The organism is Thalassobacillus sp. C254 (assembly GCF_001310615.1).
Window position 1 is genome coordinate 40,492 of record NZ_BAXQ01000016.1, and the last position, 14,771, is coordinate 55,262.

11 protein-coding genes and 6 pseudogenes are annotated in these 14,771 nt (G+C 44.2%); 16 read left to right on the top strand and 1 reads right to left on the bottom strand.

The window, feature by feature from the left end; genetic code table 11:
* Window positions 1-448: 448 nt before the first annotated feature.
* From JCM19033_RS14615 to JCM19033_RS14690, 16 genes and pseudogenes are all read left to right on the top strand, one after another.
* Window positions 449-1,489, top strand: coding sequence for an ATP phosphoribosyltransferase regulatory subunit (locus JCM19033_RS14615; protein ID WP_269758244.1), 1,041 nt, complete (start codon window positions 449-451; stop codon window positions 1,487-1,489).
* Window positions 1,408-1,635, top strand: coding sequence for a hypothetical protein (locus JCM19033_RS28305; RefSeq protein ID WP_374701252.1), 228 nt, complete (start codon window positions 1,408-1,410; stop codon window positions 1,633-1,635). The genes JCM19033_RS14615 and JCM19033_RS28305 overlap by 82 nt, the downstream gene beginning before the upstream one ends.
* Window positions 1,628-2,266: an ATP phosphoribosyltransferase gene (gene hisG / locus JCM19033_RS14620; protein WP_054636827.1), complete on the top strand. Its 639-nt coding sequence runs from the start codon at window positions 1,628-1,630 to the stop codon at window positions 2,264-2,266. Before JCM19033_RS28305 ends, hisG begins: the two co-directional genes overlap by 8 nt.
* A pseudogene (gene hisD, locus JCM19033_RS14625) lies at window positions 2,263-3,542 on the top strand (histidinol dehydrogenase). The gene hisG and the pseudogene hisD overlap by 4 nt, the downstream one beginning before the upstream one ends.
* Before the next feature lie 13 nt (window positions 3,543-3,555).
* Window positions 3,556-4,124 (top strand): annotated as a pseudogene (gene hisB, locus JCM19033_RS14630) (imidazoleglycerol-phosphate dehydratase HisB).
* Between the two features lie 70 nt (window positions 4,125-4,194).
* Window positions 4,195-4,838 (top strand): annotated as a pseudogene (gene hisH, locus JCM19033_RS14635) (imidazole glycerol phosphate synthase subunit HisH).
* A pseudogene (gene hisA / locus JCM19033_RS14640) lies at window positions 4,831-5,564 on the top strand (1-(5-phosphoribosyl)-5-[(5-phosphoribosylamino)methylideneamino]imidazole-4-carboxamide isomerase). The pseudogenes hisH and hisA overlap by 8 nt, the downstream one beginning before the upstream one ends.
* A complete protein-coding gene (hisF, locus tag JCM19033_RS14645; RefSeq protein ID WP_054636828.1) occupies window positions 5,564-6,322 on the top strand; it encodes an imidazole glycerol phosphate synthase subunit HisF in 759 nt (252 codons plus the stop codon). Before hisA ends, hisF begins: the two are co-directional and overlap by 1 nt.
* Entirely contained in the window at window positions 6,319-6,945 is a 627-nt protein-coding gene (hisIE, locus tag JCM19033_RS14650; RefSeq protein ID WP_054636829.1) for a bifunctional phosphoribosyl-AMP cyclohydrolase/phosphoribosyl-ATP diphosphatase HisIE, read from the top strand. Before hisF ends, hisIE begins: the two co-directional genes overlap by 4 nt.
* A gap of 281 nt (window positions 6,946-7,226) precedes the next feature.
* Window positions 7,227-8,165, top strand: a complete 939-nt coding sequence (locus JCM19033_RS14655; RefSeq protein WP_198153528.1) for a tetratricopeptide repeat protein — start codon at window positions 7,227-7,229, stop codon at window positions 8,163-8,165.
* A 124-nt stretch (window positions 8,166-8,289) separates the two neighbouring features.
* A pseudogene (trxB, locus tag JCM19033_RS14660) lies at window positions 8,290-9,236 on the top strand (thioredoxin-disulfide reductase).
* A 640-nt stretch (window positions 9,237-9,876) separates the two neighbouring features.
* Window positions 9,877-10,358: pseudogene (locus JCM19033_RS14670) on the top strand (NUDIX domain-containing protein).
* 60 nt (window positions 10,359-10,418) lie between these two features.
* Window positions 10,419-11,288, top strand: coding sequence for an RNase adapter RapZ (gene rapZ / locus JCM19033_RS14675; RefSeq protein WP_269758255.1), 870 nt, complete (start codon window positions 10,419-10,421; stop codon window positions 11,286-11,288).
* Window positions 11,285-12,229, top strand: coding sequence for a YvcK family protein (yvcK, locus tag JCM19033_RS14680; protein WP_054636833.1), 945 nt, complete (start codon window positions 11,285-11,287; stop codon window positions 12,227-12,229). The genes rapZ and yvcK overlap by 4 nt, the downstream gene beginning before the upstream one ends.
* Before the next feature lie 77 nt (window positions 12,230-12,306).
* Entirely contained in the window at window positions 12,307-13,263 is a 957-nt protein-coding gene (whiA, locus tag JCM19033_RS14685; RefSeq protein WP_054636834.1) for a DNA-binding protein WhiA, read from the top strand.
* An 81-nt stretch (window positions 13,264-13,344) separates the two neighbouring features.
* Window positions 13,345-13,602: an HPr family phosphocarrier protein gene (locus JCM19033_RS14690; protein ID WP_054636835.1), complete on the top strand. Its 258-nt coding sequence runs from the start codon at window positions 13,345-13,347 to the stop codon at window positions 13,600-13,602.
* Between the two features lie 326 nt (window positions 13,603-13,928).
* Here the strand turns inward: JCM19033_RS14690 and clpP are convergent, their stop codons facing one another.
* Window positions 13,929-14,516 carry an ATP-dependent Clp endopeptidase proteolytic subunit ClpP gene (gene clpP / locus JCM19033_RS14700; RefSeq protein WP_054636837.1) on the bottom strand — a complete coding sequence of 196 codons (588 nt, stop codon included), beginning with the start codon at window positions 14,514-14,516 and terminating at the stop codon, window positions 13,929-13,931.
* Window positions 14,517-14,771: the final 255 nt, after the last annotated feature.

A 14,771-nucleotide genomic window follows, 5' to 3' on the forward strand; every position in this document is an offset into this window, starting at 1 on the left:
AACGCTGATATAAGAGGGAAACTGGGATTAAAATATTACGGCATGTAACGGTGCCAGGCACCCCAAGCAGGTTGTAATAAAGAAAACGTGAGAAAGGCCGAAGAGATAGGAAAAACCAAATTAAAAATATTACAGTAAGCCGGGGTGCCAGGCACCCCGGTCGGCACCCCGATCTCTTGACGATGCAACAAAAGGTGTGTACACTACACCTATGTTCTTTATCTCGATAGTACATTAGCGAACTAAAGCGACAAACAATAAGAACCAAGTGAACATTTGATTATATGGGAAATCCTATCTATGATTTATCTAGATGGAAAACAGTGCACGGAAAAATATGCTGAAACTGCGTATGCAGCGGTTCTTGGCATTTTAATAAAGATTTGACTACATACAGGCTCACACAGCCTGCTGACCAATATCTTCAGCCCAAAGGAGCGACACACAAATGAGCAAACCCTTTATGTTTGAAAAACCTCTTGGAATGCGAGATACCCTTCCGGCCTTCTATGAAACGAAACGGAACATAAGCAAAAAGGTGGAAGCAGAAACTGAGCGCTGGGGTTACCGCCCGATAGAGACACCGACGTTAGAATACTACGATACCGTAGGCGATGCCTCAGCCATTTTAGACCAGCATCTGTTTAAGCTTCTTGATCAGCAAGGGAACACTCTGGTCCTTAGACCTGATATGACCGCTCCGATTGCAAGAGTAGCGGGCTCCAGCTTGAAGGATCAGCCTTTCCCTTTGCGTCTTTCCTATCAAACTCATCTGTTTCGCGCCCAGCAGCGTGAAGGAGGACGCCCGGCAGAGTTTGAACAAATGGGTGTAGAGCTTGTTGGAGATGGCACGGCAAGTGCAGATGGTGAAGTTATTGCATTAATGATTGCCGCTCTAAAAGAAGCGGGATTGGAAAACTTTCAAGTAGCCGTCGGCCACATTGGCTATGTGAATGCCCTCCTGCTTGATGTTGTCGGCAGCGAGGAGCGGGCAGGCGTTCTTCGTCGTTACTTATATGAAAAGAACTACGTAGGATACCGCCACCACGTCAAGAGTCTTCCTCTTTCCTCTATTGATGAAAAGCGGCTTCTGGGTCTTCTTAAGCTCCGAGGCGGCTACAGTAAAATAGAAGAAGCGAAAGAAATCGTTTATAACGGAGAGGCCTCAAAGGCACTTGAAGACCTGGAGCAGCTGTGGGAAGTTCTCGAAGGGTACGGCGTGACCGAGCATTTAAAGTTTGACTTAAATTTAGTGATGCATATGAGCTACTATACCGGTGTCGTTTTTGAAGGCTATGGAAGCAAGCTTGGTTTTCCCCTTTCAAGCGGCGGCCGATATGATGAATTAGTACAGAAATTTAACCGTCCAGCCAGGCAACAGGCTTTGGCATTCGTCTCGACCTTCTTGTGGAGGCACTTGGGAAAACAGAAGAAGAGCCTAAACAAACATGCATTATTTTTAGCAAAGAACGAAGAAGAGAAGCCATAGAAAAGGCAAGGCACCTCCGTAATGAAGGAAAGCAGGTTGTTCTTCAAGACCTTCAAGGAGTAGAAAGTGTAGATCAATTAAGTGAAACCTTTGAGGACGTCATTTATTTTATCGGCAAGAAAAAAGGAGAGGGAGTCAATGAGTGAGCAACTGACCGTCGCAATGCCAAAAGGCAGGATATTTGAAGAAGCGGCCGACTTGCTTCGTAAGGCAGGTTACGCCCTTCCCCCTGAGTTTGATGATTCCAGAAAGCTGATTGTTGAAGCGCCTGAAGCAAATATGAGCTTTATCCTTGCCAAGCCTATGGATGTTCCAACATATGTGGAGCACGGGGTCGCCGATGTAGGGGTGGCAGGAAAAGATGTGATGATTGAAGAGGAACGGGATGTATATGAAGTCCTTGATCTTAAAATTAGTGAGTGTTACATGGCTGTAGCAGGGCTTCCTGGCTATAAGAAATCCGACATCAATCCGAAGGTGGCGTCTAAGTATCCTAATTTAGCCACACAGTATTTTAAGGAGCAAGGTGAACAAGTGGAAATTATTAAGTTAAACGGCTCAATTGAGCTCGCTCCGTTAGTGGGCCTAGCTGACCGGATTGTTGATATCGTTTCAACGGGCCGGACCCTCAAGGAAAACGGTCTTGTAGAATTAGAAACGATGATTCCTATTACCTCCCGTTTGATTGTAAACCCAGTCAGCTACCGGATGAAGGATGAACAAATTGATGACCTCGTGGAACGACTCGCGGATGTGATGGGAGGAGAGCAGCGGTGAGAATCATTAAAGTTACAGAAAAAGTAAGCCTGGCACGTGATGTGGATACAGGAAATGAAACGCAGCAGGCTTCAGTAGACAACATTCTCGCCCAGGTGCGCGAAGAGGGGGATCAAGCACTAAAAAAACTGACAGAGCAGTTTGATGGGGCAGCCCTGGAAAATCTTCTTGTAACCAAGGAAGAAATGGGTGATGCCTATAATGAGGTTGACGATGAGGTTCTCGAGGCGCTGAGACAGGCAGCTCTTAACATTCGTGAATTTCATGAAAGGCAGACGCGTCAGTCCTGGATGGTGACCAAGGAGGACGGAACGATGCTCGGTCAGAAAATCATTCCTCTTGATTCTGTGGGCGTGTATGTTCCGGGAGGAAAAGCCTCTTATCCTTCCACGATTATGATGAACGTGATTCCCGCCCAGGTCGCTGGTGTGGAAAACATCGTTATGACGTCTCCTCCTGATAAAAACGGAAACCTTAACCCCGCGGTCCTTGTCACTGCTGCAGAACTTGGGGTCAAAACCATTGTGAAAGCCGGCGGGGCTCAGGCTGTCGCTGCTCTGGCCTATGGAACGGAAACCGTGCCGAAGGTTGATAAAATAGTAGGACCTGGCAATATCTTTGTGGCACTTGCGAAGCGTGCGGTATTTGGACAGGTTGATATAGATATGATTGCAGGTCCCAGTGAAGTCGTCGTTCTTGCTGATGAAAGAGCACGCCCTGAGTATATAGCTGCCGATCTCCTTTCTCAGGCAGAACATGATGAAATGGCGTCAGCTGTTTTAGTCACACCTTCGGAAACACTTGCTCAAATGACAGCTTCAGAAATTGAGCGCCAGGTCAAGGAGCTGCCGAGAAAAGATATTGCGGAAGCCTCTATTAAAGATTACGGGGCTATCTATTTGACAGAGACCATGGAAGAAGCGATAGCTGCAGTCAATAAGCTTGCTCCGGAGCATCTCGAAATTTTAACGTTAAACCTCATGATCAGCTTGGAAAAATCAAGCATGCGGGTGCCATCTTTTTAGGACCGTACAGTCCTGAGCCAGTGGGCGATTATTTTGCCGGTCCGAACCACGTGCTTCCTACGAACGGGACAGCACGATTCTCAAGCCCATTAAATGTCGATGATTTCACCAAGAAATCGAGCATTATTTCATACAGTAAAGAAGCATTCCATAGAGATGCTGCCCATATTACGGCACTTGCTCGCCTGGAAGGGCTTGAAGCTCATGCAAGATCCATAGATATTCGAACGGAGGGGAAGAAAAGTGAGTGAACGCAGAGGTTCTATTGAACGCAACACCTATGAAACACAAATCAAATTAGATTTTGAAGTGGATGGGGAAGGAAAAAGTGATATTGATACAGGCGTTCCTTTCATGACTCACATGCTGGAGCTTTTCACAAAGCACGGCCACTTTGATTTGACGGTAAAAGCAACAGGGGATACCGATGTTGATGATCATCATACAACTGAAGACATTGGAATTTGCCTCGGGCAGGTATTCAAGGAGGCCCTGGGTGATAAAAAAGGAATCCGCCGGTATGGAAACTCCTTTGTTCCAATGGATGAAACGCTTGCTCAAGTTGTGGTCGATTTAAGCAACAGACCTCATCTTGAATTTCGCGCTGATTTTCCCCAGGCAAAGGTAGGGACCTTTGATACGGAGCTCGTCCATGAATTTCTATGGAAGTTCGCTCTTGAAGCCAGAATGAACCTTCATGTAATCGTCCATTATGGTCATAATACTCATCATATGATTGAGGCAATTTTTAAGGCGATGGCAAGGGCCTTGATGAGGCAACCATGATTGACCCGCGGGTAAAGGGTGTTCCTTCCACAAAAGGCATGCTGTAAAACAGTCAGGTGCGCTATAATTAGAAAATCAGGTCTGGAAAAAAGGTTTCCATAGAAAGGATGAAACAGCATGATCGGTGTGATTGACTATGGAATGGGTAACTTGCACAGTGTGACAAAGGCAATGGAACGGCTCGAGCTTGAGTATTTTTTATCAGAGGATATTCAGGAGTTGAAAAAAGCTGATGGCCTGATTCTTCCTGGGGTTGGGTCCTTTAAAGACGCTATGACCATTCTGGAGCGAAAGGCCAGGCAGATTTTGTGAAGGAATGGGCAGAAGATGGGAAGCCTTTGCTGGGCATTTGTCTCGGCATGCAGTTATTATTTGAAGGAAGTGAAGAAAATGGGGAAACTGAAGGGCTTAATCTGCTGCCAGGCTATGTCCGTCGTTTTTCTGGTGTGATGGAGGATGGAACGAAGTATAAAGTGCCTCACATGGGCTGGAATAACGTTTCCTTTCAGCAGCCGGATCACCCCCTTCTTCAATCGCTGAATACGGGCCATGTCTATTTTGTCCATTCTTATGTAGTAAGAACGGACGATGAATCGGTGTTAATTGCAACGAGTGAATATGATGGACCGGTTCCTGCAGTAGTAGGCCGTGATAATGTCATGGGGACACAATTCCATCCTGAAAAAAGCAGTCAAATGGGGATGACTATTTTAAAAAATTTCGGGGCTTTAGTGGCTGGAAAGGTGAGCGCAAATGAGTAAGTTTATAATCTATCCAGCAATTGATATGCGCGGCGGCAAATGCGTGCGCCTGTTACAGGGAGATTATGAGAAAGAAACGGTATACGGAGATTCACCCTTTGATATGGCGAAGCGTTTTGCTGATTCAGGCGCTTCCTGGATACATATGGTAGACCTTGACGGGGCAAAAGAGAAGAAAAGAGTAAACAATAATCACGTGCTGGAGGTGGCCAAAAACCTTGATGTTAAGGTGCAGATCGGCGGCGGTATCCGCACAGAGGAAGACGTGGCGTACTATCTTGAACATGGTGTGGACCGGGTGATTCTTGGAAGTGTAGCGGTAAATAATCCTGAGTTTGCTCAGAAGATGCTGGCATTATACGGGGAAAGAGTAGCGTTCGGACTCGATGCAAGAGATGGATATGTAGCCGTAAACGGCTGGCTGGAAACCTCGGAAGTAAAAGCGGTAGACCTGGGAAAAGAGCTTGCTTCCCAGGCGCCGAAACGTTTATATTTACAGATATTTCAAAAGACGGAATGCTCTCCGGGCCCAATGTTAAGGCGATAGCTGAGCTTGCTGAAGCAACAGGAAAAGAAGTAATCGCATCTGGAGGAGTCAGCAGCCTGGATGATATTAAAGAGCTTGCTGAGTATAAAGAAAAGGGAATCGGCGGAGCCATTGTTGGAAAAGCATTGTATACAGGAAAGGTAGAGCTTGAAGATGCGGTTAGAGAGGTGGAGAAATAATGCTCACAAAACGAATCGTTCCCTGCCTTGATGTGAAGGAAGGACGGGTTGTAAAGGGTGTGCAGTTTGTTGACCTCCGTGATGCCGGGGACCCGGTAGAGCTGGCTGCCTTTTATGATGAGCAGGGCGCCGATGAACTTGTTTTCCTTGATATATCAGCCTCTCATGAAGGTAGAAAAACAATGGTAGAAGTAGTAAAAGAAGTGGCCGGGAAATTAGCCATTCCTTTTACAGTCGGCGGCGGCATTAACTCTCTTGAGGATATGAAAATCATTTTGCGTGCAGGAGCAGATAAAGTTTCTCTGAACACAGCAGCTGTCAACCGTCCTGAGCTGATCACAGAGGGAGCAGCTTACTTTGGTTCTCAGTGTATTGTAGTGGCTATCGATGCGAAATACGATGAGAAACTTGGATCATGGCGCATATATACTCACGGCGGCCGCACCCCGACACACTGGGAAGTAAAAGACTGGGCTCGGGAAGTAGTGAAACGAGGAGCGGGAGAAATTCTTTTAACGAGTATGGATGAAGATGGTTCGAAAGCAGGGTTTGACCTTCCTCTGACGGAAGCTGTTAATGAGGTGGTTTCCGTGCCAGTTATTGCTTCTGGGGGAGCCGGTGCAAAGGAACACTTTGTCGATGTGTTCGAAAAAGCAAAAGCGGATGCTGCTTTGGCTGCTTCTATTTTTCATTATAAAGAAACTTCAGTAGAAGAAGTGAAACATCATTTGCGTGAAAAAGGAGTGGAAGTCCGTTGAACCTGGAAGAACTATCATTTGATGAAAAGGGCCTTATCCCTGCCATTGTTCAAGACGCTGTCTCAAAAGAGGTTTTGACGCTGGCTTATATGAATAAAGAGTCTCTTGAAAAGTCCATTGATACAAAAGAAACATGGTTTTACAGCCGCTCCCGCCAGGAGCTGTGGCATAAAGGGGAAACGTCAGGGAACACACAAACGATAGAGGACATCAGGTTTGACTGTGATCAGGATGCCCTGGTGGTTCTCGTCCATCCTAAGGGGCCGGCCTGCCATAAAGGCAGCTACAGCTGTTTTGCAGATTCCCTGCTGGATAAGGAAGTACCAGAGAAGGCCTCGGAACGCTTTGCAATCATCAACCAGCTTGAAGAAACCATTGCCAGGCGTGAAGCCGAAATGCCGGAGGGTGCCTACACCACCTATTTGTTTACTGAAGGTGTGGATAAAATCCTCAAAAAGGTTGGTGAAGAAGCAAGTGAAGTCATCATTGCTTCAAAAAACCGAGATGCCGAAGAACTTAGCATGGAAGCAGCAGATCTTTTGTATCATACGCTCGTGCTGTTCCGTGAACAGAAGCTTCCTATAGACAGTGTTCTCGATGTGCTTAAAAACCGCCATGGCTAAAGTATTCATCAATGAAAGAAGCCATGGAAAAGAATCATGGACATAAATAAATAACTGTTAAAAAAAGGGGTGGACCAATCGTCTATCCCTCTTTTTTGGGTTGACAGAAAATGCTATACTTGATACATTGCATTTTTTGTGGACGGAGGTCATAAAAGTCGCATGAAATTATCATCAGAGACGAAGGGACAAGTAATCCCTTTTATACAAAACGGGGAATACTTCTTTAAAAAAGGAGTAGGAGCCTATCAAAAGAAAGAGCTTAACCGGCTGTGAAATATTTGCGCCGTGCAATAGATATAAATCCCAAAGAAGCTGTTTTTCAATGTCAGCTTGCTGCTATTTTAGCAGATCTAGGAAGGTACGAAGAGTCAAATGACCTTCTTTTACACGTTCTTGACCATGTGGATTCAACGATGTATGACAGCTACTTCTTTTTGGCAAACAATTATGCATACCAGGGATTGTTTGAGAAAGCCAGGGAAGCAGCAACGAGTTATCTTCAATTTTGCTCCGAGGGAGATTTTGCAGAGGATGCAAGAGATCTTTTAGAGCTTCTTAAGCTTGACCATGATCAAGGAGAATCCCAGGAACGGGACGGAATTGAAGATGAATTGATTTTAAGTTACGAAAAAGCGTGCCGTTATATGAAGGATGGGCATTATAATAAAGCAGAGGAGCTGCTGGAAAATATTATCACGGATTACCCTTCCTTTCGCTCCGCCTATAGTCAGCTGGCCTATGTTCTTCATTTAAAAGGTTATTCCGAAGAGGCACTTGCTTTCACAAAGGACCTGTTGGAAGAAGAGCAGTATCTTCCCGCAATCTGCCAGCTTGCCCTTCTTTATTATGATATGGGACGTAAAGAAGAATCCAAGGAAGTAGCTGATTTGTTAAAGCAGGTTGTACCTATGGACAGAGATCATATTTATCGCCTGGGGGCCACTTTTTGTCACCTTGCTGAGTATGAAGAAGGGTATCGCTGGTTTAAGCATCTGGGAAAAAGGTTTGCTCCCGATCATGAGGATTACTTCTTTAAGTATGGGGTGACGGCGTATCAAATAGGGAAAGAATCCTTAGCAAAAAAAATGTGGGAACAGGCTGACCATATGGGGCATCAGGCTGCTGCAGACCTTTTGGAAAAGATGAAGGACGGGATTTTGTCCAAAGGGGACGCCCGTTGTGATTTATATATGGATCCAGGAATTTCTCTTCGCTAACAAAGCGTGAGCAGATTAATGGACTTCCTTTTAACCTTTTCGTAGGATAGGATTTGTAACCAGCAGATAAAATAATGAGAGATCATCGAGTTATAAATGTACGGATGAAAAGGAGAGAATCGGTATGACGGAAGAAAAGATTTATGATGTAATTATTGCAGGTGCCGGCCCCGCAGGATGACAGCAGCTGTCTATACGTCACGTGCCGAGATGAGTACGTTAATGCTTGAGCGCGGCGTCCCTGGAGGCCAGATGGCTAATACGGAGGACGTAGAAAATTATCCTGGGTTTGGTCATATTCTAGGTCCGGACCTTTCAAATAAGATGTTTGAGCATGCCAGAAAATTTGGGGCTGAATATGCTTATGGCGATGTCAAAGAAATCATTGACGGCAAAGAATATAAGATCGTAAAAGCAGGAAATAAAGAATATAAAGCCCGCTCTGTCATTGTGGGAACCGGGGCTGAATATAAACAGCTTGGAGTGCCCGGAGAGAAAGAACTGGGAGGCCGCGGCGTTTCTTACTGTGCTGTCTGTGACGGAGCATTTTTCCGAGGGAAAGAAATCGTTGTAGTCGGCGGAGGAGACTCTGCTGTAGAGGAAGCCGTGTATTTAACACGTTTTGCTTCAAAAGTAACAGTTGTTCACCGCCGTGACCAGCTTCGTGCCCAGAAGATTCTTCAGCAGCGTGCCTTTATTAACGAAAAGATAGATTTTAAATGGAATCACATTGTGAAAGAGATCAATGATAATAACGGCAAGGTAGGCAGTGTAACGCTCACAAACCTTGAATCCGGTGAGGATTACGAATTTAAAACGGATGGTGCGTTCATTTATATCGGTATGCTGCCACTGAACAACGCGGTAAAAGAGCTTGGTATAACCAATGAAGAAGGGTATATTGAGACAAATGAGGAAATGGAAACAAAAATCCCTGGTATCTTTGCTGCCGGAGATATTCGTGAAAAGTCTCTTCGCCAAATTGTAACCGCGACAGGTGACGGCTCTATAGCTGCACAAACTGCCCAGCATTATGTAGAGCAGCTAAAAGAAACCGTCAAAGCGAACTAAAAGGCTAAAGAAGAAACTTTACCTTTTCGTAAGCCTGTCTTAACGATTTTGTAACAAATTTGAAACATTAAAAGGGTAAGATAAGAATAAGTAATTGACCCCCTTTTATAAATCTTTGTGAGTACAGGTTTTCAGCCTGTGCTCTTTTTTTGTCCAAATGACAGAAAAGAGGAGCGGTTGTGATTGGTAAATGTACGGACAGAGGAGTACCAAGGTGGTTAGACATTTCTGGAATGCTAATACGTGTTGTCCACTACGTTTATCGTCGATTTTGACTTTCATTCCAACTGGAATTCTCAGAGGGACCAGACGGGAAAGCAAGAGCCGAAGCGTGGTCTTCTTTTAGAATCCGCCCGACTTGTCACTTTGTTGCTGAACATGTTCTTTCACGTAATGAAATATGTAGTTCAAATTGGGAAAGCTTTTGAGACAGGGCTCCTCTTTTTCATTCTTATAAGCTTATTTCTGGAACGTATGAATTCCTTTCACCGTGAAAGGTTGAGAGGAACGATGAATAGAATGAAAAGAGAGAGGAATTAACAAGGGTGTTAAAAATGCTCACTTAATTGTTGGTTTCTTTGCATTGTGGGGAACCTGGAATAATTGTATACTTGAAGGGTAGTTACGTGAGGTGATGAGCATGCAACGGGTTACAAACTGTGTGTTAAAAGACGGCAGCCAAGTGCTGATGCTTCAAAAGCCGAGAAGGGCTGGTGGGTAGTCCCTGGCGGCAAGATGGAAACCGGAGAGTCAACAAGAGAAACGGCAATAAGAGAATTTAGAGAAGAGACAGGGCTACATATCAAAAACCCTGCAATCAAAGGGATTTTTACGATCCTTATAATAGATGAAGATGATGAGTTACTATCCGAATGGATGATGTTTACTTTCCTGGCAACAGAATTTGAGGGAGAGATGCTGGGGAAATCGCCAGAAGGGAAGCTCGCATGGAAGGAAAAAGATGAGATTCTAACACTCCCTATGGCTCCCGGCGATCGGTATATTTTTGAACATATACTCAATAATGAAGATGTTTTATATGGCACCTTTCGGTACACGCCTCAGTTTAAGCTGCTTTCTTATCGCTTGCAAAGTGATACGAACCCAAAAGAGAGCAGCTAGCAGGAGTGTTGGTAAGGAGCAGGAGAGGGGGAGAAGCATAGTGAAGGAAAAAAAGAAGATATTCAAGTAGTGATTATTACAGGAATGTCTGGCGCGGGAAAGACTGTGGCGGTGCAGAGCTTTGAAGATCTTGGCTACTTCTGTATTGATAATCTGCCTCCCGCGTTAATCCCAAAATTTATCGATCTGATTGAAAGCTCAGGAGGAACCATGAACAAGGTTGCGCTGGTCATTGATCTAAGAGCTCGGGATTTCTTTGATCATTTGCTTGACGCTATTGATAAGTTGAACGAAAAGCCTAACTTGAATCCCCATATTTTATTCCTCGATGCTAAAGATAATACTCTTGTCCAGCGCTATAAGGAAACGAGAAGATCGCATCCTCTGGCTCCAAAAGGACTGCCCCTTGAAGGCATTAAAAATGAAAGACAAATGCTTGAAGAATTAAAAGGCCGGGCACGCCAGATTATTGATACGAATGATTTAAAGCCCAGAGAGCTGCGGGAAAAGATCATTGACTCTTTTTCAACTCCTGAGAACCACCCTTTTACTGTAAACTTTATGTCTTTTGGGTTTAAGTACGGAGTCCCTATAGACGCAGACCTGGTATTTGATGTGAGATTTTTGCCCAATCCTCACTATATTGATCAACTGCGTCCCAAAACGGGACTTCAGGAGGAAGTATCTTCCTATGTGTTAAAATGGAAAGAAACAAAGGATTTTCTCCAAAAGCTGACAGATCTCTTAGAATATATGATTCCCCAATATAAGCGGGAAGGGAAAAGCCAGGTTGTCATCAGTATCGGCTGTACAGGAGGCAAACACCGTTCAGTCACACTTGCTGAGCATTTGGCGGCACACTTTGGGAATGACTATGTGGTGCGAAGCAGCCATAGGGATATAGAGAAAAGAAAGGAAAGTACGTTGTGAAGAAAGCAAACGTGGTTGTCATCGGAGGAGGGACCGGGTTGTCTGTTCTTCTTCGAGGCTTAAAAACCTTTCCTGTTGACATAACCGCTATTGTTACTGTTGCTGATGATGGAGGAAGTTCCGGCAGGCTCCGTAAAGAGTTAAACATTCCACCCCCAGGTGATGTAAGAAATGTTCTGGGGGCTCTGGCGGAGGTCGAACCTATGATTGAAAAGTTGTTTCAGCACCGCTTCAATCATGGAAAGGGGCTTTCCGGCCATTCTTTAGGAAATCTGTTACTGGCGGGAATGACTTCCATTACTGGCGATTTTGCCAAAGGAATCAGTGAGCTGAGCACTGTGCTTAACGTGAGAGGAAAGGTTCTTCCCGCCTCGAACCAAAGCATCGTTTTACATGCTGAACTAATGGATGGTTCAATTGTCAGTGGGGAATCACAGATTCCAAAGGCAGGGAAAAAGATCAGACGTGTGTATTTGACGCCTGAAACCATTTATCCCCTGTCTGAGAGTATTAAAGCGATTGAAGAAGCAGACTTAATTGTAATCGGTCCAGGGAGCTTATATACGAGCATATTGCCAAATCTACTCGTTCCAGGGATCACTGATTCTATCAAAAAGTCCAAGGCAAGAAAGATTTATATATGTAATGTTATGACCCAAGCAGGGGAAACTGATAATTTCAGCGCAGGAGACCATGTTGAAACAATAGAGGCTCATACAGGCAAAGGTGTGATAGATACCGTTTTAATGAACGAGGGTGAAATCCCGCCTTCTATCACTTCCGTTTACAAGAAAGAAGGAGCTTTTCCTGTCATTAGTGATGAAGAACGAATTGAAAAGATGGGTTTATCCCTTATTAAGGATGAATTTTTACAGTTTGAAGGACATCTTCTTCGCCATGACGCGTTAAAAGTTTCCCGCTCCTTGTTAACCCAGCTTTAAGCCTGGCAGCATAAAAGACAGTTCCGGCATAAGGTCAGACGTGACAAAGGAAAAGGGATCGAGAAGGTGGTGAAAACATGTCATCCTTTGCGGCTATGACAAAGAAGGAATTAACACAGCTAGAGACAGATGGCTGCTGTGCGAAAGCAGAGCTTGCTGCTTTAGTACGGATGAATGGATCGATTTCATTGGGAAGCGGAAGAAAAGTCACCCTTGATATTTCTACTGAAAATGCTGCGATCGCCCGCAGAATTTATAAGCTGATCCGTCGTGTATATGGAAACATTGAAGTCGAACTTCTAGTCAGGAAGAAAATGAGGCTTAAGAAAAATAATGTCTATCTTGTAAGGATTATAGAGGACAGCCAGTCCATGTTAACAAGCTTAGGCATTATGAAAGAAGGTTTCCATTTTACCAGGATTATTGATTCTGACCTTGTGAAGGAACCATGCTGTAAAAGAGCTTATTTGCGAGGCGCTTTTTTGGCGGGGGGATCCATTAACCACCCTGAAACATCCTCTTATCACTTAGAAGTGTTTTCATTTTATGAAGAACATAACCACTCCCTTCAAAAGCTCTTGAAGGAATTTTACCTGGATGCAAAGAGTTTAGAAAGAAAAAAAGGATTTATCCTCTACATTAAGGAAAGTGAAAAGATTACAGAGTTTTTAAATGTAATCGGGGCCCACCAAGCATTATTATATTTTGAGGACATTCGGATTGTAAAAGACATGAGAAATTCAGTAAATCGACTGGTGAATTGTGAAACAGCCAACCTTAACAAAACGGTTGGGGCTGCTTTGCGGCAAGTGGAAAATATCAGGCTTATTGATGACCAGATCGGTTTAGATAACCTTCCTGAAAAGCTGAGGGAAATAGCCGAACTCCGAGTAGCTCATCAGGATGTAACCTTAAAAGAGTTAGGGGAAATGGTTCAAAGCGGAAAAGTCAGCAAATCGGGTATTAACCACCGCTTAAGAAAAATTGACCAAATCGCAGAAAAACTAAGAAATGGCGAGTCAGTTAAAGTATAAGCAGCTTACAAAGCAGTTTTTCTGCTGGATAATAATGAAAACGATAGCAAAAAAGATAATAAAATAATGGAGGAGATGGCGGTGCTAGAGAAAACAGTAAATGTCAATTTAAAAACAGGATTGCAAGCTAGGCCGGCCGCCTTATTTGTTCAAGAGGCAAATCGCTTTCAATGTGATATTTTTGTGGAAAAAGCAGAAAAGAAAGTGAATGCGAAAAGTATTATGGGGATCATGAGCCTGGCGGTCAGAACAGGAGCAACCGTGAAGCTTATAACAAGCGGCAGCGATGAAGAAGAAGCGATGGAATCCCTTGAGAAATTTATCTTGAAAGAAGAATAAGGAAGAGTCATTTAAAGGCATAGCTGGTGAAAAGGGGAGTTTCCTGTTTTGAGGAGGCTGCTCTTTTTGTTTTCACAAAGAATGAGGTGGGAGGATACATAATAAGGACATTTTTCACCTACAATCGCTACAAAAGCAAGCGATTGTTCCCCGCGTTTCACTTCGAGGGCTTGAGAAGTTGCTTCTCTCAAGTTGTGCTGAGTCATTGCCCCATAATTCCCAGAAAGAGAAGTGAGCCGCCTGTTTCAGGAAACATAGAAAAACCCAGGATACTCCCTATCCTGGGTTTTTCTTGGCCTATATGCCCTTTTCGACAGTCAAAGAACTTATTTCTTTTCTTTGTTCAAAACTTCATCAATCAGGCCGTACTGCTTGGCATCGTCAGCAGTCATAAAGTTATCGCGATCTGTATCGCGCTCAATAACGTCTAAAGGTTGCCCAGTGCGCTCAGAGAGAATCTGGTTTAGTTTCTCACGCATTTGCAGAATACGCTTCGCATGGATTTCAATATCAGACGCCTGTCCTTGAGTTCCGCCAAGAGGCTGGTGAATCATGACTTCACTATTAGGAAGGGCAAAGCGCTTACCAGGTTCACCGGCAGCCAGAAGGAATGCACCCATGGAAGCTGCCATACCTACACAAATAGTAGAAACCTTTGGATTGATGTGCTGCATGGTGTCATAAATAGCCATGCCGGCAGTGATGGAACCGCCCGGGCTGTTAATGTAAATCGAAATATCTTTGTCTGGATCTTCAGCTGCAAGAAATAGAAGCTGAGCAACGATGGAATTTGAGACATTATCATCGATCCCAGAGCCTAGCATAATAATACGGTCTTTTAGGAGACGGGAATAAATATCGTAGGCGCGCTCTCCACGGTTTGTTTGTTCAATTACTGTTGGAATGAGATTCATAACTATTCCTCCTCTTCTCTTTTACAAACATTATAAATTGAGTTCTGACATAGGCTGGTCAAAAGTGCTGTGCTGACCCTTTGTAACTTAAGTAAACCAAGCCTTTACCCATGTATGCTGTACACTTATTATCATCTTACCTTAATAGGTCAGCTATGGTCAAATCATTCCCCTTGTTCTAGCCTGACAGAGAAGCGATTTTTTTAGAAGCTTACAAATAAGCCTCTCAATAGGTTCTCTTTCTTTCATCAAATC